Annotated in this window: 20 protein-coding genes; 13 read left to right on the forward strand and 7 right to left on the reverse strand. The window is 46.7% G+C overall.

What is annotated here, in order from left to right:
• Window positions 1–166 precede the first annotated feature (166 nt).
• Window positions 167–3,430, reverse strand: coding sequence for a VPS10 domain-containing protein (locus ACXACM_RS19055; RefSeq protein WP_474823743.1), 3,264 nt, complete (start codon window positions 3,428–3,430; stop codon window positions 167–169).
• Between the two features lie 145 nt (window positions 3,431–3,575).
• Between ACXACM_RS19055 and ACXACM_RS19060 the strand changes: the two genes are divergently transcribed.
• Both ACXACM_RS19060 and ACXACM_RS19065 read left to right on the forward strand, forming a co-directional pair.
• Window positions 3,576–5,501, forward strand: coding sequence for a TonB-dependent receptor plug domain-containing protein (locus tag ACXACM_RS19060; protein WP_474823745.1), 1,926 nt, complete (start codon window positions 3,576–3,578; stop codon window positions 5,499–5,501).
• A 74-nt stretch (window positions 5,502–5,575) separates the two neighbouring features.
• Window positions 5,576–6,106, forward strand: a complete 531-nt coding sequence (locus ACXACM_RS19065) for a PepSY domain-containing protein (RefSeq protein ID WP_474823747.1) — start codon at window positions 5,576–5,578, stop codon at window positions 6,104–6,106.
• A 7-nt stretch (window positions 6,107–6,113) separates the two neighbouring features.
• Here the strand turns inward: ACXACM_RS19065 and ACXACM_RS19070 are convergent, their stop codons facing one another.
• Window positions 6,114–8,210, reverse strand: coding sequence for a putative bifunctional diguanylate cyclase/phosphodiesterase (locus ACXACM_RS19070; RefSeq protein WP_474823749.1), 2,097 nt, complete (start codon window positions 8,208–8,210; stop codon window positions 6,114–6,116).
• 235 nt (window positions 8,211–8,445) lie between these two features.
• Here ACXACM_RS19070 and ACXACM_RS19075 point away from each other — a divergent pair, with 235 nt between their 5' ends.
• Together ACXACM_RS19075 and ACXACM_RS19080 are read left to right on the forward strand one after the other, a co-directional pair.
• The gene (locus ACXACM_RS19075; protein WP_474823751.1) at window positions 8,446–9,540 is read left to right on the forward strand and encodes a CobW family GTP-binding protein; all 1,095 of its coding nucleotides are present in this window, start codon (window positions 8,446–8,448) and stop codon (window positions 9,538–9,540) included.
• 32 nt (window positions 9,541–9,572) lie between these two features.
• Entirely contained in the window at window positions 9,573–9,725 is a 153-nt protein-coding gene (locus tag ACXACM_RS19080) for a hypothetical protein (protein WP_474824434.1), read from the forward strand.
• A 137-nt stretch (window positions 9,726–9,862) separates the two neighbouring features.
• On the opposite strand, the gene ACXACM_RS19085 is transcribed toward ACXACM_RS19080, so the two are convergent.
• From ACXACM_RS19085 to ACXACM_RS19105, 5 genes are all read right to left on the reverse strand, one after another.
• A complete protein-coding gene (locus ACXACM_RS19085; protein ID WP_474823753.1) occupies window positions 9,863–10,411 on the reverse strand; it encodes an outer membrane beta-barrel protein in 549 nt (182 codons plus the stop codon).
• 223 nt (window positions 10,412–10,634) lie between these two features.
• Window positions 10,635–10,937: a hypothetical protein gene (locus tag ACXACM_RS19090; RefSeq protein ID WP_474823755.1), complete on the reverse strand. Its 303-nt coding sequence runs from the start codon at window positions 10,935–10,937 to the stop codon at window positions 10,635–10,637.
• 8 nt (window positions 10,938–10,945) lie between these two features.
• Window positions 10,946–11,236 (reverse strand): transposase, encoded by a 291-nt coding sequence (locus ACXACM_RS19095; RefSeq protein WP_474823756.1) that lies wholly within the window; start codon window positions 11,234–11,236, stop codon window positions 10,946–10,948.
• A gap of 275 nt (window positions 11,237–11,511) precedes the next feature.
• On the reverse strand, window positions 11,512–12,534 hold the full coding sequence (locus ACXACM_RS19100) for an isoaspartyl peptidase/L-asparaginase family protein (protein WP_474823758.1): 1,023 nt from the start codon (window positions 12,532–12,534) through the stop codon (window positions 11,512–11,514).
• A 419-nt stretch (window positions 12,535–12,953) separates the two neighbouring features.
• Entirely contained in the window at window positions 12,954–13,940 is a 987-nt protein-coding gene (locus ACXACM_RS19105; RefSeq protein ID WP_474823760.1) for a fatty acid desaturase family protein, read from the reverse strand.
• Between the two features lie 127 nt (window positions 13,941–14,067).
• On the opposite strand from ACXACM_RS19105, the gene ACXACM_RS19110 reads away from it, so the two are divergent.
• The 9 genes from ACXACM_RS19110 (at window position 14,068) to ACXACM_RS19150 (ending at window position 22,457) form a co-directional block, all read left to right on the forward strand.
• Window positions 14,068–14,313, forward strand: coding sequence for an acyl carrier protein (locus ACXACM_RS19110; RefSeq protein WP_474823762.1), 246 nt, complete (start codon window positions 14,068–14,070; stop codon window positions 14,311–14,313).
• A gap of 27 nt (window positions 14,314–14,340) precedes the next feature.
• Entirely contained in the window at window positions 14,341–15,681 is a 1,341-nt protein-coding gene (locus ACXACM_RS19115; protein WP_474823763.1) for a beta-ketoacyl-[acyl-carrier-protein] synthase family protein, read from the forward strand.
• Window positions 15,682–15,738: 57 nt separating this feature from the next.
• Entirely contained in the window at window positions 15,739–16,314 is a 576-nt protein-coding gene (locus ACXACM_RS19120) for a DUF4442 domain-containing protein (RefSeq protein ID WP_474823765.1), read from the forward strand.
• 16 nt (window positions 16,315–16,330) lie between these two features.
• Complete coding sequence (locus ACXACM_RS19125) at window positions 16,331–17,059, forward strand: CPBP family intramembrane glutamic endopeptidase (protein WP_474823767.1); 729 nt, start codon at window positions 16,331–16,333, stop codon at window positions 17,057–17,059.
• Window positions 17,060–17,175: 116 nt separating this feature from the next.
• Complete coding sequence (locus ACXACM_RS19130) at window positions 17,176–18,105, forward strand: ABC transporter ATP-binding protein (RefSeq protein WP_474823769.1); 930 nt, start codon at window positions 17,176–17,178, stop codon at window positions 18,103–18,105.
• Window positions 18,102–18,890 (forward strand): ABC transporter permease, encoded by a 789-nt coding sequence (locus tag ACXACM_RS19135; protein ID WP_474823771.1) that lies wholly within the window; start codon window positions 18,102–18,104, stop codon window positions 18,888–18,890. Before ACXACM_RS19130 ends, ACXACM_RS19135 begins: the two co-directional genes overlap by 4 nt.
• A 14-nt stretch (window positions 18,891–18,904) precedes the next feature.
• A complete protein-coding gene (locus tag ACXACM_RS19140; protein WP_474823772.1) occupies window positions 18,905–20,746 on the forward strand; it encodes an amidohydrolase family protein in 1,842 nt (613 codons plus the stop codon).
• Window positions 20,746–21,849 carry a sensor histidine kinase gene (locus ACXACM_RS19145; RefSeq protein WP_474823774.1) on the forward strand — a complete coding sequence of 368 codons (1,104 nt, stop codon included), beginning with the start codon at window positions 20,746–20,748 and terminating at the stop codon, window positions 21,847–21,849. Before ACXACM_RS19140 ends, ACXACM_RS19145 begins: the two co-directional genes overlap by 1 nt.
• Window positions 21,846–22,457 (forward strand): response regulator transcription factor, encoded by a 612-nt coding sequence (locus tag ACXACM_RS19150; protein WP_474823776.1) that lies wholly within the window; start codon window positions 21,846–21,848, stop codon window positions 22,455–22,457. Before ACXACM_RS19145 ends, ACXACM_RS19150 begins: the two co-directional genes overlap by 4 nt.
• The last annotated feature ends 1 nt before the right edge of the window (window position 22,458 follow it).

Below are 22,458 nucleotides of genomic sequence, written 5' to 3' on the forward strand. Positions count from 1 at the left end.
TGACGCGGGAGTCTGTTTTATTCAAATATCTATCATAAAGCGCTGAATATAGTACAGGAGTTTATTTACCTTTACATGAACGAAGTGCTCTGATCTTCAGATAACAAAGTAAAAACCAAAAAAAAACGGTGCTATATTCAGCACCGTTTTTATTTCCCGAAAGGGATTATAAAATCATATCTGCACCTTTGGTCCATGGACCATCGGCTTTGATAATTGCATTTTGCAACGCTGGCACTTTATCATCCTGAAGCGCCTTAACACGTTTACTCGCCTCTTCAATGCCGTCCAACGCGTAACCCAGCTGTTGTTTATGCTGCGTAGTCGGGCCGTAAGATGACCACAGCGCCGACATCGCATAACCCAATCGGCTGGCCACATTAGGTGGTTTAATACCCATGCGTTCACGAGACTCAAGGCCATACAACTGATGGTTGATCTCATTTATTTCAGCTGTCAACGCCGCATACCGAGCTTCCAGCTCACTGATATCACCAGGCGTGCGATTAATGGCTTTACGCACAAGGCTCATGTTTTCTTCTAACGATTCAAACACCGCTTCCAAAGAAGAGAACTGTCTGTCTACTGACATGAGCTTTTTCGAAAACGCCTGTGCTTCCTCTGAAGACGGCCCTTCAAGGGAAGGTTCATAAATTGGCTGCAGTTCTACATCAACCGGCGCTGCAAGTTGTGTAACAACGCCATCTACCCGTTTAAACAGAGCAGCCTTGTAACTTCCCGCCGGAACCATAGGACCGCGGCCACCTCGGCGTCCTTCTTCCAGTTTGGTAATAGCGCTTTGCGGTGCAAACGTCATGTCCCAGGTAATACGATGCAACCCTTTGGTTGTTTTACCCTCTACCCGCTTAATCACATTACCCTGAGTATCAGTTACCTCGATATACACAGATGGCTTGGGTTGCAAGTTCTCTGCTTCAACCTGTTCCCACGATGGGTACTTGGGATATTTCTTCTCTTTCACCATTTCTTTTTCTGCTTGCTGTCGTACTTCTTTATCCGTCAACAAGCTGTCTTTCAGGTAATAGGTAAATGTCGCACCATGTTCCGGATTATCTGCAGTAAAGGCGTCATTACCGTCACCGTCACTGTGATTGCTATCCAGGCTAAACCACTTAACTGGCACACTTGGTGCGAAGAATAACACTTCTTCCTCCAGCGCTTTTTCGTCCAATTCTCTAAGTGGGCTGTAGTCATCCAGAATATAAATACCACGGCCAAAAGTACCTACAACCAAATCGTCTTCCCGACGCTGAAGTTGTACATCACGCGTTGAAATAGTAGGAATGCCGCCATCCAGTTCCACCCACTTTTTACCGCCATCGACGGTGAAGAACACACCAAACTCGGTACCGATGAACATCAGATTCTTGTTTTTGTGGTCTTGGACAATGCGCCAAACCAGGTGCTTTTCAGGCAAGGTATCAGCCAATGAAGTCCATTTCTTACCTAAGTTAGTTGATTTAATTAGATAGGGTTTAAAATCCCCTTCTTTGTGATTATCAAGGGCAACATAAACCGTGTTAGGATCGAATAAATCAGCCCGAATGTCGTTCACATAAGCATTTTCGGGAATGCCTCTAATGTCATCCAGTTCGATTTTTTTCCAGTTTTTGCCGCCATCGGTGGTGACCTGAATTAGGCCATCATCGGTGCCAACCCACATGATGTTTTCATCTACCGGACTTTCAGCAAAGTTGGCGATAGTGTGGAATTCTGTCATGGCATAAAGATCCCACCCTGCTTCCACAGACCAGGTTCGCCCCATTAACGATTGATGCATGCGGTTACCGTTACGGGTTAAATCACCAGATACTGGGGTCCAGCTGTCCCCGCGATCATCCGAACGCCATACCCGCTGAGAAGCAAAATACAAACGCTTGGGATCATGGGCAGATACGTTGATAGGTGCATCCCAATTAAATCGCTCAGCCGGGTCGCCGGGCAGAGGCTGAGGTTTGATGTACACATTCTCGCTTGTTTTCATGTCCCGACGGGTCAAATTCCCTTGTTGCCATTGTGAGTACATGATGTCCGGATTCCCTGGCTCAATCGCAGGTTGATGCCCGTCGCCACCTAAGGTTAAGAACCAATCTTTGTTCTTAATCCCATCAACACGGTTTGTTTGTGAAGGCCCACCTTGTGTAGAGTTATCCTGGGTGCCGCCGTAAATCATATAGAAGGGCTTACTGTCATCTACCGCTATTTTATAGAACTGGGTTAGTGGCAGATTAGCCATGAATCGCCAGGTAGCCATGCGATCGTGAGATTGATAAATACCGCCGTCAGAACCAATTAACACAAAATCAGGGTCGGTGGGGTGAAACGCCATAGCATGATCGTCTACATGCTTGCGCTCTGTGGTGATATTCGTCCAGGTTTTACCACCGTCATCAGACACTTTACTATTGTTACTGGCAATATACACACGGTCAAACTGGTGTTGGTCTGCAAAAATTTCCTGATAATAATGCGGCCCGGTTCCGGCACCCACTTCATCAGACATACGCTCCCAGCTTGCACCACGATTTTCAGAGCGATAAAAACCACCTTTGCGGTTGTCAGTTTCGATAGTTGCATATATCACATCAGGCTTAATGGGAGATATGGCCATGCCGATTTTACCCATGTTGCCTTCAGGCAAACCGGTTTTAAGCTCAGTCCAGGTTTCACCGCCATCGTCAGACGTGTGAATACCTGCTCCCGGGCCAGTGCCCACATAGGTGCCAATTTTACGCTGGCGAGACCAGGTGGCAGCATAAAGTTTGTCTGGGTTTCTCGGGTCGATAAGTAGCGAGGTTACCCCCGTCCATTCATCGGCAGGCTTAAGTACTTGTTTCCAGGTGTCGCCGCCATCAGTGGTCTTATACAAACCTCGCTCACCACCTTTAGACCATAGCGCGCCCTGAACAGATACCCACACTACATCAGAATCTTCCGGATGAATGATGATGTCAGAGATGCGCTCTGACTTTTTCAAGCCCATGTTTTTCCAGGTTTTACCACCATCCATGGATTTATAAACGCCGTCACCAAAACTGATGTGACGACCGCCGTTGTTCTCACCCGTGCCAACCCAAATGATATCTGAATTACTGGGGTCAATAGTGACATCGCCGGTAGAATACACAGATTGACTATCAAAAACCGGCGTCCAGGTGGTACCAGAATTTACGGTTTTCCATACGCCACCAGACCCCACAGCCGTATACCAGGTTGAGGGATTCTTCTGATCCACGGCGATATCTGCAATACGCCCAGACATATACGCTGGACCGATATTGCGAAATGACATCGCTTTGAAAGTACTACTATTGAAAATGCCCTGTTCATCAGCTTCTTTTGCTGCCACGGCACTGATACCGGCGACAAGCAGAGTTGTGGCCAGTAATGATTTTTTGAAAATGTTCATTAGGTTCCCTGGGTAAGTTTTATTACTAATTGTTATAATGTCACTTAAAAAATTATTTCGAAAATGTTAATACTGCAACTCGCTCACGTTGACTGACTGTCCTGTGCGTTAAACTCCCGGCTACCTCGTCAAGAATCTGTTTAGAATGTGTCATCGTTCTGAAACATTACTTCGTTTTCACGCCCTTCCATTTATGTCTAGACTGCCCCTGCTTCTCTTATTCCTCTTTCCATTTTGCTTATTTGCCGCGGATAATTGGGAACAAGCACTTCGTATTGAGATAACTGAACAATCACCGGGCTCTCTTGCCGCCGCATCAAAAATATTGCCTCAGTTGGACATGGCCGACGACACGTACTTAAGCACGGACAGTCTTACAAATTTGGTAGCGGGTTCCCCCGCCGTTGCCATGAATGGTCAGGGGGGCCTGTTTCAAACCTATAATATTCGGGGCTTTGCTCGCTGGCGCATACAAACACTGGTGGAAGGCATTCCCATTCACACTGACCGACGAGCAGGATCAGCAGCAGAATTTATCGCACCATCGCTGGTAGATAATGCACAACTCATTTACGGCGCCGCGTCAACTCAACTGGGTTCCGGTGCTATTGGTGGCGGTATTGACTTCTCTTTACTTACGCCCCGGCAAACTACTCTGGATGTATCTTATGGCAGTAATAATGATTACCAGGAATTCGCACTATCTGGCACCACAAATATAAACGACCTGAGCTGGGCTCTCAGTCATCGCCACGCCAATAACAGTAGTGATGGCCGAGGCGACTCTCTCTATGATGGCTTCGAAATGCAGAGCATGTTGTTACGCCACCAAAAGCCACAAGGCAATGTCAGGGACGCGCTGGTGCTCTATTCCACAACAAATAACATTGCAAAAGCCAGTGCATTGCCGGTTGCAGAGCAGTTTACCCGCTACCCTGATAATGACCACTTGCTGGTAAAAACCGTGTTTGACTGGCAAAACCTCACACTCTATGCCCACAAAGCTCATACAACAACACTTACCCAGCGTCCTGGCGTCAGAACCAACGAGGTTGAAAATAACGCCGTTAGTGCAGGGTTTTACATCAGCGATAGCAATCCCCTAGCCGGCGGCACTGTGCAATGGCGCGCTGGCCTGGACAGCCGACTTGGTGTTACCGCAGATGAACGTGAAATCAGCGCGCAACAGATATTGGTGACAAATCAGCGTACTATGGATGCTGAGCAGGCAGATGTGTACGTAGCAGTCGATTACTCGCTTCCACAAGAGTCCGGACAATGGGCTGCAGGCACGCGGGCTGCAGTAACTTATCAAAAAAACCACCTGGAAGACCGCTCTAAGCAGGATACTAATCTCAGCGGATTCATCGGCTATCAGCACTATCTCACCCAGCGCTGGGCGCTAACCGGTTACTTTAGCCACGCCTATCGGGTTCCCAGTCTAACCGAGCGCTACTACGCCGGTTCCACCCCTAGAGGCGAAGTGTTTGGTGATGAAGATCTACCTACAGAAACAGTGAAAAACATCGATCTTTCAGTATTGTATCAAGGATCAACGATTCAATTTAGCTTGTCGTTCTTCCACCAGAACATAGCCGATTATATTGAGAGGCTTGCGGTGAGCGACACTGTTCGTCGCTACCAGGCATTGGAAGAAGCCGATATTCAGGGTATAAACTATCAGCTTAAACAAGCGTTTAACGTATCCGGTTTTAATGGTGAATTTACCCTTGGTGGTCAATGGATTCGTGGTGAGGATAATACCGGACAAACGGTGGCCGATATTCCTTCTGAGCAGCATCGCGCCGCGCTTGCGCTTTTCTTTGAACAGGGAAATGGTTATGTTGCACTCGTGCACCGTGCATCATCTGATGAAATTGTTGACGGCGAACTACCCACTGAGTCTGTGAATCGCATTGATGCTGGTTATTCTCATGATGTTTCAGCCGATATCACCTTGTCTGTGCATTTACGCAATGTGACCGATGCTTATTACGTGGTGTCCAGAGATGATCTCGCGCCTTATGCCAGAGGACGGGAATTAGTGGCAAATATGAAGCTCTATTTTTAACGTATTTATCGCAATGGGAACATGTAAAACCTTGAAAGAAAATCAGTATCCTATTTACAGAAGCGAGAGAACCCGTGCATCCTAAACTACGTCAATGGAGCCGTAAAATTCATCTGTGGTTAGCGCTGCTTATCATTGTGCCTTCTGTTATTGTCATTGGAAGTGGCATTCTATTACAGGTAAAAAAGCAATCAGACTGGGTGCAACCCCCCACCCAATCCGGCAGCAGTAACAAACCTGAAGTGGCATTTTCAGACATCCTCACCATTGCCAGGCATGTTCCTGAACTCGAGGTAACAACCTGGGCTGATATCGATCGGCTGGACGTACGGCCAGGCAAAGGGATCATAAAAATTCAGGCCAATAACCTCTGGGAAGCGCAGATAGACGCGGCCTCGCAAGAGGTATTACACATTGCCTATCGCCGCTCGAATATTATCGAATCTATTCATGATGGTAGCTGGTTTGCAGAAAGCGCAAAGCTGTGGATATTTCTCCCCGCCGGTATAATTTTACTTGTAATATGGTGCACAGGTGGTGTGTTGCTTTACACCACACTGAAAAGTAAATTTAAAAAACGAAGTGCCATAAGCCATCGTCGTTAGCATTCACCTAGCCAGCTTGTTTATCCATTGCCAAAACTCCAATGGCATTTCGCGTCTTCAGCAATGCCTTGAGTTCGTCACCGGGCAATGCTTTACTGTATAAATACCCCTGATATTCCTGGCCTTTAAGAGTGCGGATGAAAGCCAGTTGCTCTTCAGTTTCTATGCCCTCGGTTGTCACCTGCAAATTGAGAATATTTGCCAGAGCAATTACCGATTTTACAATGGCAGCATCCTGCTCATTCGTTACCGCATCAGACATGAAGCTTCTATCAATTTTTAATCTGTCGATGGGGAACCTTCGCAGCTGCGCCAGATTGGAATATCCGGTACCAAAGTCATCAATAGAGATCGAAACACCGATACCCCGCAACGCCGACATCACATCCAAAGCGTGTTTGGGATCTTTAATCAAGGTACTTTCTGTCAGTTCAAGCTCAAGTCTTTCAGCCAGTAAATCGGTATCAATGAGGATTTGACCGACAACAGAAACAAAACCACGGCTAGCTAATTGCAGGGCTGAGATATTCACCGCTATGGGCAATGGTTGGCCGAATTCTTTTTCCCAATCTGAAGCATACTGGCAAGCATTGCGTAACACCCATTCACCTAATGGCAAAATTAAATTGGCATCTTCTGCGAATGGAATAAGTTCATCCGGGGTCACATTACCCAGCACTTCATCGTGCCAGCGCACCAATGCTTCGACACCGGTAACCTCTCCGGTGGCTACGTCAACTTTCGGTTGATAGGCCAGACTCAACCCATCATTGGCGAGCGCATGCCGCAACCGTTCATCCAGCTTGCTGTAGCGCTCAGTATCGTTCGTGATGTCCTGGTGGTAGAACTTGTACGTATTTCTGCCCGACTTTTTCGCCGCATACATGGCTGCATCGGCGTACACCATAAGTTCGTGTTTACTCTGGGCGTGCTCAGGGTACATGCTAACCCCTACACTGCTTGAGATATTCACCAGTGCATCGTCAATTTGAAAAGGTTGCTGTAGGGAATCAACGATTCGAAACGCCAGTTTTTCCGCTACTTGCTCTGATGGATTCCCCTGAATAAGTACCATAAACTCATCGCCACCTACCCTTGCTACAATGTCATCATCCCGGACTACAGCCTGCAACCGGGCAGCGCACTGCTTTATCAATTCGTCACCAACATGATGGCCAAGGGCGTCGTTCACACTTTTAAAGCGATCAAGATCCACAAAAAACACGCTCAGCGACTTCGTATCTCCTGACAATAACTGCGCTATACTGTCTTCAAAATACAGCCTGTTTGGAAGCTGCGTGAGGGGATCCCTATGCACCATACTTTTTAATTCACGGTTCGCTTCACTTAAAGAGGCTGCCAGTTTTGCATGGCGGGATGATAGGTGCCTGTCATAGATAGACAACAAAAGTGCAGTGAGCATAATACAAATTGAAACGACAGCCACCGATACCGCAAGAGTAGACGGCAATGCGCCTTCTTCCATTGGCATGTCCATAGCTGGAGGGAAAATGGTTGCAGCCATACCCGTATAGTGCATACCTGAAATACCCAAAGCCATAGCCAAACTTGCCGCAAGACGATATACAAACCGTGGTCGGTCAGCACCCGAAGGGTTCAGACGAAAAAACAACCATAATGCTGCTGCAGAGGCACCAACAGCAATAACTACCGACAACGCGACAATGGCTGGGTTATAAGCTAACTCACCGTGCATTATCATGGCTTCCATTCCCACGTAATGCATGGTGCAAACGCCAGCCCCCATCAATACGGCTCCCACTATCAGTCGCAATAAAGACAAAGCCCCCGTTTGTACGACAAACATCGCCAGACCAGCAGAAATAATAGCAGCCAGAAAAGACAACAACGTCAGAGAAACATCGTATGCCACATGAGTTGCCATATCCATTGCCAGCATACCAATGAAATGCATGGTCCAAATGCCAATGCCCATGCAAAACGCCCCGCCAATAAGCCATAACGCCGACGCAACGCCTTGTGTTGCACGCAACCGTCCCGCCATATTCAGCGCTGTAATTGATGCGATAAATGCCACCACAAGGGAAAGGACTACCAAACCCGCGTAATACTGCACTTCCATTTTCTATCCTTTTATCAAAAAGCGTTTACACATTGTTGTTTTCGCTATGATTTCATCCAGCAGAGCGTTTGCATAGATGCGAGAGAGTGTCTCCTCTCACCAATTTAGACTTTAGTCTATGTTTTAAGTGTCAGAATAGATAGATGGATAGATAGACATAGATATAGCTATGAATACCTTAAAAATGTTACATTATAACAATTAATTCAATTATTCTGATTCCCCCTAGTAAACAATGAAAAAACAGCAACAACTGCACATTTCTTCAGTTCCAACCAACATCATCACTGGGTTTTTAGGTGTTGGAAAAACGTCAGCAATCTTGCATTTATTAAAACAAAAACCTGCCCACGAGCGGTGGGGCATTTTAATCAATGAATTCGGCGAAATTGGTATCGACGGAGCACTAGTCGCTGGTCTGCACGACGAAAAACATGGGGTTTATATTCGGGAAGTGCCCGGTGGTTGTATGTGCTGTACCGCTAACCTGCCCATGCAAATAGCACTCAACCAGTTACTTGCCCGCTCAAATCCCCATCGTCTGATTATTGAACCCACGGGGCTCGGTCACCCGAGGGAAGTGCTGGATATTCTGTCAGCACCGCACTATCAGGATGTACTCACCCTAAACAAAACTCTGACTTTAGTGGATGCAAGAAAACTGGCTGATAGTCGGTATACGAGTCACGATACCTTTAATCAGCAAATACATATTGCCGATTGTATAGTGGGAAACAAAAGTGCACTTTACAGCCCTGCCGACAAAGAGGCCCTGCTGCAGTACAGCCGCCGTGAAGGTGAAAATAACTACAATACTCCCTCCGTCACGTTCACCGATTTTGGTGAGATTGATTTATCTTTGTTAGATGGCATCTCGCCTATTGCTTATAGTTCAGTATCTGATATTGCCAATAAGGCTGAGCATGAGCATGAGCATGAGCATGAGCATGAGCATGAGCATGAGCATGAGCATGAGCATGAGCATGAGCATGAGCAAAATGGTAGTGAGGCGACGGCCGCACGTCTACCGAAAAATGGAATAATAAAAAAAGAAAATCGCGGAGAAGGCTATCACGCCATTGGCTGGCGATTAGACGCGCGCCATGTGTTCTCGCGCAAAGCGTTACTCAATTGGCTGGTTACGCTGAAAGCGGTTCGACTAAAAGCCGTAATGATCACCGACGAGGGTGTTTTCGGTTACAACCTGGACGACACCAATTTCAATGAAATGGAGTTGGATGATTGCGAAGAGAATCGTATCGAAATAATCGCACCCTCGTTGCCTGATGAATTGGAGCAACAACTTATCGGTTGCTTAGAAGCCTGGTAACGCCCGCTAAGCAATTCGCCAGGGACGAAACCATGCGGGTCATCAATGTTCCACACTGGGATGGCCCGATCGCACCAATTATCTACACCATCCCGCTGAAGTTGCTTTCGTACTACGTGGCACTGATAAAAGGCACAGACGTAGACCAACCGAGGAACCTGGCTAAACCGGTTACTGTTGAGTAATCGATAGACTTGCTTTATGTCGGTTGTGGTTTTCGTGATACGGCTTAGGTAATCCTTCCCGTACAGTTGGATAGCCTTATAAGCGCAAAAAATCCCGCAATTTGCGGGATTTTTATGCTTATCAATTTTGACTGAAATTAAAAGCGGTAGGCAATATTTAATGAGCCTGATGCGGCGACCACATCGTCTTCATCTTCATCAAGCATATCGGCGTAATCACCAGCAGTACGGATTGCCAGCGTAAAATCGAGTGACACTTTCTGCCAGTTGTAACCAACACCGCCGCTAATCTGAGCACCGGAGAAGTTTCCATCAAAGCCATCTGCTTCCATTTCTTCTGAGTAGAAGCCGCCACCGATGAAAGCTTTAAAGCCATTGCTAGCGAGTCCGGTACCAAAGTATACATTAGCTTCTAGTCCGGAAGCTTCGAGCTCTGAGAAATCATTATGTTCCACTGAATAGTATTGGCCACGCAATGAAAAATGGTCATTAAACGCGTAGTCGCCAAATACACTAAAACCTGCAAATTGATCTTCTGAGTAGCCATCACCTTCAATGACAAGCGCGTATGAACCTACCCCAGCGCTAAATTTACCGTTGGATTGTTGAGATTCGTTCTCAGTATTTGCGAACGCAGGAGAGGCAAGTAATGTAGACAGGCAGGCAGCTATTATTGTTTTTTGCATTTTTTTAAGTCCTTATTTAAACAACATTTCCAATCTATTGGAAATCGCAGGGAGGCTAACAAAAGTTAACAATAAGGTAAATGGGTGTTCTGAAAATAGCTCGAAATGGGTAGTCGTTAAGATAAGCAGGTTACCTGCCCTTTAGTACTAACATTTGAAATCAGATTTATAGAGGCTTTTGCCTCAACATATTGCATATTCAAGCTCTCTTTTGATTTAACACTTATGCACCAAAGTCAAAATCTTGTTGGATGGTGTAGTCGTCAATCACAGAGGTTTGTAAGGGCTCGAAAACCGGCGGGGCTAGACAAGTGTTAGCGGTAATCAGTGAGTCTAGTTTGTCTAAATACATTAATATTTTGAGATGTCGCAGGGCTGAGCGGTCACCGGCAGTAATACAAGCAATAATTTTGACGTTGGTTTTTGCACAAGCCTCACACATGGTTATGTCGATATTGAATACATGCTTTAGCCTCTGCGCCCACAACATACTTCGTGCGTGGTAGGGTTTATCTAAATCTTTCATATACTCTGCTAAGCGAGGACTATTCTTACCGCGTTGTGACGCAGTTTGCCGATGAAATCAAGTGGGGAAAAGAAGACGGGAGTGGTACCATTAGTATAAGGTGTCTTGAGTTCATATCTGACATTACCTGTGGTTGTCAGGCTTAAGCGTTTTTCACTCACCCCTGATCTTGCGATATAGCGACAAAGCCTCCCTAGTTTGTTTGGTTGATCTGCGTCTGCGAATATTCCCTCGACACGAAATGGCCGCATGCAGGCGAAATCCAGAATGATTGACTGTCTGAGCGTCAAAAACAACATACACAAGAGACTGCCGGATTTGATTTAGCTCACACCATTGTTCACCACCAAGGCAAATGGCGCAGGTATTGGGCTAACGTTTGTGGAGACGGTAATTAGCAAGCACGGCGGAAAAGTTAAGCTTTCGAACCAGGCCGATTCAGGGGCGAAAGTAGAGCTTAGTTGGCCTATTTAGCTTAAGACTGACACTAAACGCAGCCAGCCTACGAGCTAGGAGTGATATTTGCCTCACGCGCTAGCGTACGTTTTTAAATGATCAGTGCTCTAACAGCTCGCTAGTTTTCTTTGTAAATCGCCACCGTTACTTTGCCGTTTACATCAACAGAAGCGCGATACATGCCCTCGGTATTGAACGGCGTAGCAATGTTACCCTCGGCGTCGATAATAATCACGCCGCCCGTTCCTCCCATGGGTAAGAGTACGTCTTGCATCACGGTTTCACCCGCTTCGGCTATGGTCACACCTTGATACTTCACTCTTGCACAAATATCTGCGGCCACGTGGTTACGAATAAAAAACTCACCATGCCCTGTGGCTGATACCGCACAACTGCTATTGTCTGCCCACGTTCCTGCACCAATGATTGGCGAGTCACCCACACGTCCCCAGCGCTTCGCTGTCATACCACCCGTTGAGGTGCCCGCCGCGATATTGCCGTTTGCATCTAGCGCGACCGCACCCACTGTACCGAATTTGTAATCCACCGTAGCTGGGTCAACAATTAACGACGCATGGTCGTTCTCGAGTAAACGGGCTTTTACCTTTTCAAGTGCACGCATTCTGCGCTCGGTGTCAAAATGACTATTTTCGACCATTGTCAGCCCCTGCTCTACTGCAAAAGATTGCGCCCCCTCACCGCTTAGCATCACATGTACTGAATGATCCATAACAGCACGGGCAGCGGCAATAGGGCTTGCAACAGTTTTCACACCTGCCACAGCTCCAGCGTTTAAGGTATCACCCTCCATGATAGAGGCGTCTAACTCGTGCTCTGCCTCCCAGGTATAAACCGCGCCTACCCCTGCATTAAACAAAGGTGACGCTTCCATTATCTCGATGGCGGCAACAATCGCATCGGTACTCGAACCGCCGTTTTTCAATACTGCATAGCCCGCTGTAACGGCTTCATTTAACTTATCGCGATACGCCTTATCTTGCTCAGGCGTTAAGTTAGCTTTCAAAATAGTGCCTGCACCACCGTGAATTGCGATAGCAACAGGCGCTTGCTCTTCAGCTATTGCCGCACCTGCCATACTGAATGTACTGGTTAACAGCGCGGTTAAAAATAATCGTTTCATCACAATTCCTTGTTTACCAAGATATGCCAATAAGAATGTCCAGAGTAAACAGCAACAGTAAACTATGCAACTGACTGATTATTAGGGTTGCTCGATGGCCATTCTGGCCAATCGATAGGCGAGCATTTGGATTTCACCACACCGCTTAATTCAACCTGATGATTCCGTATTTTATTACATTCGGCTTGGCCCATACCGAGACGGTGGTCGACGGGATATTCGCTATTACTTTGCACTCAAAGGAGAGGGCAACTATACCGCTGTTCTCCTCACTAATGGCGAAACTATTCCGGTGAGTCGCTATCGTGTAGCGGAGTTGAGGGGGCAGCTTGAGTGAATAACTGGCTAACTGCTCGTCATTTTTCATCAGCCCTTTATAATGTGCTTTGATAAATATGCATCGCTAGATGTTAGTGATGCTATGGTCGCTGAGGATATGCCACCAAACGCTTTTGTTTGCTATCCCACACTTTCAGACTCAAACAGCGTCGGATATCGCTAAAACTCAATGACGTCACATGTTGAGGGGCAAGCTCAGGGATTGCCTCCATCGCCTCTGGTAACCGATAAAAAGGAATTCGTGAATTTAAGTGGTGAATGTGGTGATAACCAATATTGGCACTAAACCAGTGCATAATTGGGCTCATTTTCATAAAACTGGAAGAGTGCAGTGCAGCGTGAACGTAATTCCAATCTTCTGCTGCCTTTATATCCGCACTCGGAAAATTATGCTGGGCATAAAACAAATACGCACCGAGCATGCCTGCAATACACTGAGGAATAAATAATGCTAGCAGAAATGTACTGACAGAAACGTATAACAAGGCAGCACTCAAAACGATATAGGCCACGAGTACAAACAGCGCATCTATATTTTTTCTAAAATTGCGAAACATAGGCGCAATCATCATACCCAGTAAAAATACCGTTACTGTGCCCAGTAGCATATTCAGGGGGTGCCTTAAAAAACGGTAATAGGCTCGTTTCCCCGCCCCCATTTTTTTCCAACTTTCAACGGTCACAACTTTATAAGAACCAATATGTGAAGTCAGAATTTTGGAACAGTGGGCATGGTGGTAATTGTGAGTTTCACGCCACACCGCCTTGGGAGTTAAATAGGCAACGCTAAACACCCGAAAGAACGGTGAAGCCCATTTCGCTTTTCGCAAAATACTCCCGTGTAAGTAGTCGTGGTATATCACAAAGCAACGTAAAAGCAGCAAACCTGCAGTAATTGACAATACAATTTTCAGCGCTAGATAGGGAACAAAAACACTACTGATACTACACAGCAAAAACAACCCATGAGATGACAACGTATAATAGGTACTTTTTACTGGGTCCTCTTCGGCAAAAGGCCTGGTCGACGCCATTAATTGTTTATCTTCTGCAGAAAGTCTTGCCACGTTGCCTCCTTTTAGAAACCGATAAATATTTATCAATCAGTCTTGATTCCAGACCAGTAATACTGTTGTATGATAATCGTTGAACCATAAAATGGCACGAACAAACCTCCCCAAAGGAATAAAAAGAATGAGCGAAGATATTACCAAACGTATTATTACAGCAATACGCGAAGTAACCGGTAACGACTCTTTAGATATTAAAGAGAGCAGCCATTTAACAGAAGACTTAGGTATGGACTCTGTGGATTTCGCAAGCCTGCTTATGGAAATAGAAGAAAAGTTTGATGGCAGTGTTGACGACAGTGAGCTGGATGGCCTGAAAACCGTTGCCGATGTGGTTGAGCTGGTAAAAACTAAATTTACCAGTAACTAGAATTACCCACGGGCATTAGGTAAAACGATGAAAACAAGACGCGTGGTAGTTACTGGCATGGGCGCGATATGCGGTTTAGGCGAAACCTTGCCTGAAATCTGGGAGAACGCGCTCAAAGGAAAGTCGCATGTTAGCGCAACGCCAGAGCGGTGGGGGAAATATAATAAGTTTCGCTCTAAAATTTGGTCGCCTTTACCTAATATCGACTATACAGCGCGAGGCGTTCCTAAAGTTGAACTTATGCGCACCGACCCTGTAACGCTGAACCAATGGTTAACAGTTGCGGAGGCGTTAGAACAAGCGGGCTTGAAAACAAAAAAGTACGAAGACTCTCATGACTACCAGATCCTGGATATCGACCCGGTTCGCATGGGTGTTTATATGGGCACCGCAGTGGGTGGCGTAAACTCCACCTTTAAAAACCACTCAAATATGTTGCTCCACAAAAATCTGCCTGCGTTAAAGGAGGCACTAAGTGATGAGCAACAGGCCGACCTCGATTTTGACTCCTGGCAATATCCCAAAAGATTAAACGCGTTTATCGTGCCTATGCTGATGCCAAATGCGATATCCGCTTTTGTGGCTATAAAGTATGGCATCAAAGGGCCTAACACCACAACAGCATTAGCTTGTGCTGCCGGCACTGCAGCTATTGGAGCTGCCTATAAAGCCGTTGCAAATGGTACCGTAGATATCGCACTTTGTGGTGGTAGTGAATATTTGAATGATGATTATGGCGCTTCATTTAAAGGGTTTGATGCCGCCGGTACGTTAACTACATCTAACGATACGCCACATCAGGCAAGTCGACCTTTTGATGCCAATCGAAACGGCTTTTTATTCAGTGAAGGAGGCGCCGCCACTTTAGTGTTAGAAGATCACGACTCTGCTGTAGCAAGAGGTGCCAATATTATCGGTGAGATTAAAGGCTACGGCGAAAGCTTTGATGCATATAACATGATGCGCCCTGACCCAAGTGGTGAAATGGCGGCGGTAGCAGTAAATAATGCGCTGGTTGATGCTGGCCTGCAAGCACAGGATATTGACTATATTAACACCCACGGCACAGGTACTTTAGCGAACGACGAAACCGAAGCAGCATTAATAGAAAAGTACTTTAAACAGGGCCCGCTAGTCACGGCCACCAAATCACTGACCGGGCACGCTATAGGGGCAAGTGGAGCAATAGAAACTGCGATTAGTCTGTTGTCATTACAACAGGGTAGAAGCCATGGCATGCTTAATCTGGATGACCCTATTGCTGATTTAAACTTCTGTAGTCAAACCCAAGACATCAACGCTGACTGTGGACTAACCCAATCTTTTGCCTTTGGCGGTCACAATATAGCGTTAGTTTTAGCAAAATAGTCACCCAGACAAGCTAACCGTTAGCGAGAAAAGCTTTTAGAGATCACAGGAAAGGAAATGTTAAGTTGGTTATCGTTGTTTGAAGCGAGACGGTTTGTTCAGCAAAACAAGAAAGGTGACGAAACACTCAAAACCAGAACCATTCGCCGTTTGTTCAATATCATTCCCAATCATTATTTTTCTGGGGGCAGAGTCATCTATCTGTCACCTTGCATGACCAAGGGCATTGTTACCTTGCCCTACAGTTATCGCACGATTAACGTATTCGGAAACACGTTTGGCGGCAGCTTGTTTGCGGGCACCGACCCCATGGGCATGGCATTAACCTTTCTTAACATCGACTGGAAACGCTATGTCCCTATCGACAAGTCTTCTACTATCAAGTACATCCGACCAGGTAAATCCAGGCTGTATGCAATTTTAGAACTTAGCGATGAAGAAAAACGAGTCATGAATGATGCCCTTGAACAAAACGGTCATTATCTTTACAACTGCAAAATAGACATTGTTGATGTTAATAAAAAGGTGTATGCGCAAATAGAAAAGGTCGTGCACATCGAATGCAAAATACGCCTGAAAGAACGCATAAGAAGAAAACACGCTGAAAAGAAAACCGAGGGATCAAAAACGTAAAATGGCGTTCTTTCAATTGACAACATGGTCCCAACTCCCCAAATGGAAAGCGTTTGCATTCTTGTACCTGGCGTCAACCGCTTCACAGTTGGGCTACTTGTTTTTTCAAAGCATCAACCAACATTTCCCCTTTTCCGACGTAGTGCTTTCCAGCCTGATTTTCGTGTCTATTGTGATCATACCTTGTATTCTAGTCGGGCTCGGGTTGGGTAGCAGTCTTGGACTGTCACTTATCAATCCCTCTCAATACACGGAAGCACACCGGTATTCCGGGCTGCACTTTACTTTAGTGTCATCTGTGCTGTTGGGGCTATTTTTGCTCGCCATGCGATGGTTACTGGTTGACGCGCTATCACCTGACCTGCCCACCTATGGTTATCGCGGTATCTTAGGCGGCTTTCTCGCGTCGTTAAGCGCAGCCTTTACGGAAGAAGTGATATTTCGTTTCGGAGTGATGACGCTGCTACTTTGGCTTTGTTCAAAGGTGTTTGGCCAGGCTTCTGTAAACGGGCGTAACGTGCTTCTAATCGTTATCATTACAGGCATCGGTTTTGGACTGGCCCATGTGCCTTCACTGGTAGCGCAAGGGGCAAATGATTCTGCTACGATTTTTGCCACGCTTACAGGGAACCTTGCTGTCTCATTACTTTACGGCTGGTGCTATTGGCGTTACGGGTTGTTGCTGGCCATACTCGCTCATTTCACCTTAGACATCGTATTACATTGTTTACCGGTGTTGTTCTGACTAAAAAGCAAACGCCATGTGAACTTGTGACAAATGTCATATCAAAGTCATGACACTTGGCAATTATGCCGACAAACCTTTACCCGCATACTTAGCCCTAAATCAGGGAGAAAGCTATGCAAATACAACAATCACCGCTCGTAAAAGTAAATGCCGTTGCTAAACGCTTTGGCGATGTATTAGCCGTAGATGAACTAAGCCTTACAATTCAGCCGAATGAAGTGGTTGCTTTATTGGGTGAAAACGGCGCAGGTAAAACCACCACCATCAGTATGTTACTAGGCCAGCAAATACCGACTTCCGGCGAGATAACTATTTTTGGTCTGACGCCGGGGCACTGGGGAGCGAAACAGCAGTTGGGTGTCATGCTGCAATCTGCCGCGTTACCAGACAATGTAACGGTAAAAGAGCAGTTGCGGTTATTTGCCAGTTATTATCCCAATAGTATTTCCGTAGAAGAAGCTATTGAGACCGCTATGCTGACTCAACTGGAAAAAAGAAAGATCCAAACCCTTTCTGGCGGGCAAAAGCAGCGGTTGTTGTTTGCCATGGCGATTATTGGCAACCCCAAGCTGGTGATCCTCGACGAACCCACCGTCGGCCTGGATGCCTCCGCCCGTCGTGAATTTTGGAAGTGCATTCGCTCGCTGGCTAATAATGGCACGTCGGTATTACTCACCACCCATTACCTGGAAGAAGCCGATGCATTGTCAGATCGCATCGTTGTGATGTCACACGGTAAGAAAGTAGCTGAGGGCGTGCCAGCAGAAATCAAAGCCAAACTTGGAGGGAAGCGTATTCGTTTCCGCACCCAGAACGCTTTGGACGCCATCGCTGCTCTGGTACCAGGATGCACGCCTCAACATCGAGGGGATTACACGGAAATATTCTCTGCAACACCAGAAGAACATCTCAACGCGCTCCTTGCCGGCGGCATTGAGATGCAGGATTTATCCCTTTCTGGTGTATCCCTGGAAGATGCGTTTTTACAACTTACCCACGCCAACCTCAATACTCAACAAATCAACAAGGACTTAACAGCATGAGCGCACTACACCTTACACCACTGTCTCTACAACAACGTTGGTCTATTTTTGTCGTGGAAGCACAAACCGAGCTATTGAAAACGTTTCGTACTCCTGCGTTCGTGATCCCAAGCTTGCTTTTCCCAATTATGTTTTACGTATTTTTTGGCCTGTTGTTTAATTCTGCAGGCGATCAGGCTGGCAATGCTGCCAAATATTTAATGGCTACCTATGCGGTTTTTGGTGCCATTGGGCCCGCGCTGTTTTCATTTGGTGTGGATGTGGCGACTGACAAAGACAAAGGTATATTGAGTCTGAAACTGGTTAGCCCCATGCCACTAAGTAGCTATTTTGCCGCACGTATTTTCGTTGCCATGATATTTGCTCTTATGATTATTATGAGCCTGTTTGCCGTTGGCGCACTATTTGGTGATGTCACTATGACTCGTGTCCAATGGGGCGCCACACTTTTTGCGGTACTCTTTGGTACCCTGCCCTTTTGTGCAATAGGACTATTTATTGGCTTGAGTGTATCGAGTAAAGCCGCACCTGCCATTGTTAATCTTATTTACTTGCCTATGGCATTTCTGTCTGGACTTTGGGTGCCCATCCACTTATTTTCTTCGTCAATGGAAACGCTTGCGAATGTTTTCCCAGCTTACCACCTCGCACAACTTGCATTAGGTATTCAGGGTAACAGTGTCGGCACGGCTTGGTATCTTCACGCTGCTGTGCTTGTTGGTTATACGTTAGTCTTTCTGGCATTGTCTGCCAGTCAGTTTAAACGTATGGACAATCGCAGCTAATTAAGGAGTATGAAATGCGCACATTTATCACTGTATTGTCTTGTTTAGCTGCAATTGCGTTGTTTGTCGTCTTGCTGCCCACGCCAGATGACACTTCACAGCAACAAACTACACAGAGAAACACCTCATTTGTATTGCCCGAAAACGGGCGCTACCGGCTGACAAACATAACCTTGTTCGATGGTATGCAGTGGCATGAGAATGCGTCATTGCTAGTAGACGCAGGACGAATCGTTTCTCCGGATGCAGGGCAAATAACCTCTGAAGCTATGCAGGAAATAGACGGACAAGGCGGTTTTGTGATCCCCGGGCTTATTGATGCTCACACTCATTCCTGGGGCAATGCGTTGGATCAAGCCCTCTCTTTTGGGGTTACCACGTCGCTGGATATGTTTACAGACTTATCTTTCTTTCTATCGAAAAAACCACAGCGCGCCCTAAACATTTCTGTTTCTGAAGGCGATCTGTTCTCGTCAGGAATTCTGGTAACCAGCCCTGGCGGTCATGGCACTGAATACGGCTTCACTATTCCTACTATTTCGAGTCCTGACGAAGCAGAAACATTCGTGGCGAACCGCCTGTCAGAAGGTGCCGACTACATCAAAATTGTCTATGACGCCACAGCCGGGCAGCCTGGAAGTTTTTCACGGTACACTTCTATTGATTACGCTACGCTAAATGCTGTTATTCAGGCTGCACATCAGCAACAGGTACTTGCCGTGGTTCATGTAATGGATTCAACTTCTGCGGAAGATGCAGTAAAAGCAGGCGCTGACGGGCTTGTTCACACCTTTGCCAACGGCCAGGCAAGCGATGCCCTTATTGCCGCAATGAAAGTGCAGGATGTGTTCATGGTACCAACCTTGTCAATCTTAGCTTCGGTGGCCGGTGAAGGCCGAGGGCGTGCGATGATTGAAAACTCACCTTTCAGTGGACGGCTGCCCGGCGCGATAGAGAGTGCGATTGATAATGATATTAACGTCAGTGGATTACCCGATGACTACTTTCTCACGGCGCTAAATAACACCCGCCGCATGCATGAAGCTGGCATCACCATTCTCGCGGGTACAGATGCACCGAACCAGGGTACTGCCCATGGGATAAGCCTGCATGATGAGTTGGCGCTATTGGTAGAAAGCGGTCTATCACCTGCCGAAGCCCTTCAAGCGGCGACTTACGGGCCTTTTTCCCGCTTTAACATCGGCGAACGTGGGCACCTTAAACCGGGCGCAAAAGCTGATTTCATCGTACTGAATAAAGACCCTCGAAAAGACATCACGCACACACAAACTATTCGTCACATTGTGAAAAATGGTGCAAAGGTGCCAGCCTATTTCGAGAGAACCAAAAATATTAGTTCAACACCAGATACCGGCGAGATCAGTAACTTCGATACCGATCTTACGCCAGTAACAGGTAAGCGATTCGTGACTTCATCAGACAATATTATGGGTGGCAATTCTTCAGCAACGCTTCACCACATTGAGAATGGCTGCAACGGCAACGGTGCGTTATCCGTAAAAGGTGAAGTTGGAAATCAGTTCCCATTTCCCTGGGCAGGAGCACTGCTAATGTTCAACGAATCAATGGACAACGGCTATAATCTTAGTCAATTCAAGCGTATAGTGTTTGATGCCAGAGGCACTGAAGGCACCTTCCGGCTTATGGTGATGATGCCAGGAAACCCTCGTCCTCAAGAGCGCACCTTCGCGGTCTCAGCCAAGTGCGAGCGGGTATCCATTGAGCTGGCAGATTTCTCTGGCGTTGACTGGACAAATATAGCGGGTATTGGCTGGATGGCCGGGGCATCAACCACGCCTTTTACTCTTGAGCTTGACAACATTGCGTTTGAATAATGATGAAGACTAGTTTACGTCACTGGCTAACTGCCCTTCACCACCGCTTGCTGCCGCAAGGCAGCGAGCAGGGGATCCTACCCTATGTATGGCTTGTCTACCTGGCTTCCTTTTTTGTCTATTTTATTTTTTCTTCGCCACCACTATGGCATTGGATAGCAGGTCTCGCTGGCACCATTGCATTTCTTATCTGCTATTTCAGGGCATTCTGGGTATCAGGCACACAAACCTTATATTACATTGTGGCAATATGCGTTATTGGCTCAGCTATGTCGATGATTAACCCCGGCTCTGCTGTTTTCTTTGTTTACGCAGCGGCATTCGCCTCCCAACTGGGCGCGCCGAAAAAAGCGGTCGCCACCATCGCTGCCGTCGTAGCCTATGTATTGCTATTGACCTGGTGGCAGGGTCTTCCATCCTATTTCTACATTCCGGCGGTATTGTTTTCTATCATGATTGGTGGTGTGAACATTTTCCAACACGAAATCGCAATTAAAAATAAAGCCCTTAAGCTTTCACAAGAGGAAGTTAAACGACTGGCGACAACAGCGGAAAGAGAGCGTATTGCCCGGGATCTACACGATCTTATCGGACATACATTTTCCATGCTCACTATGAAAGCGCAGCTTGCACAGAAACTGTTTGATCACGATACACAAAGGGCACGGGATGAAATTGCAGAGCTGGAACAGATTAGTCGCCAGGCACTTTCTGAAGTACGCGAGGCCGTTACCGGCTACCGCCAAAAAGATCTCGCTAGTGAACTGGCCAATGCAAAAACCCTGTTGCAGTCAGTAGATGTCGTCTTTTCTTATACAATGCCGGCCCCCGCTTTACCACAAACCATAGACGCTACCATGGCCTTTATTGTCAGAGAAGCAGTCACAAACTTAGTAAAGCACTCCACAGCTACCCGGTGCGACATTCACTGGCAGCAATCGGCGTCGGAAGTAACACTAACAATATCTGATAACGGCGACTGCGAAACCCTTACCGAGGGGAATGGCCTGCACGGCATGCGCGAACGCGCGGAACAACTGGGAGGCCGTATGACCATATTGCCAGGAAACGGCTTAACATTAACAGTAACGGTACCGCTATGAACACCCCCATAAGAATACTTATTGCTGAAGATCAGGGTATGTTGCTCGGCGCACTGGCGGCACTATTGGATTTAGAGCCCGACATGCAGGTAGTAGCAAAAGCCAGTAACGGCAAAGAAGCGCTGGAGATGGTTTCTACACTCTCCCCTGACATCGTGCTAACAGATATTGAGATGCCCGTGATGACGGGTTTGGAACTGGCCCAGCATATTCATAAAAATGACAACACATGCCGGGTGATTATTTTGACGACGTTTGCCCGTGCAGGTTATCTTCGCCGCGCGATGGACTGTGGCGTAAAAGGGTATTTACTCAAAGACGGCCCCAGTGATGATCTGGCAAATGCCATTCGCCGAGTGATGCAAGGCAGGAAAATTATCGCGCCGGAACTCATCGTTGATGCATGGGAAGAAGCTGACCCTCTTAACGATAAAGAACGCAAAGCGCTCAAACTGGCTGCAGATGGTAAACAGACAGAACAAATAGCAAAAGACATGCACTTATCGCCCGGTACAGTAAGAAATTATCTTTCCAGTGCATCGAGTAAACTAAACGCCACTAACCGTATAGAAGCCGCGCGAATTGCGCGCCAAAAAGGCTGGCTGTAAT

Source organism: Alteromonas sp. AWQ4_252, from assembly GCF_056158205.1.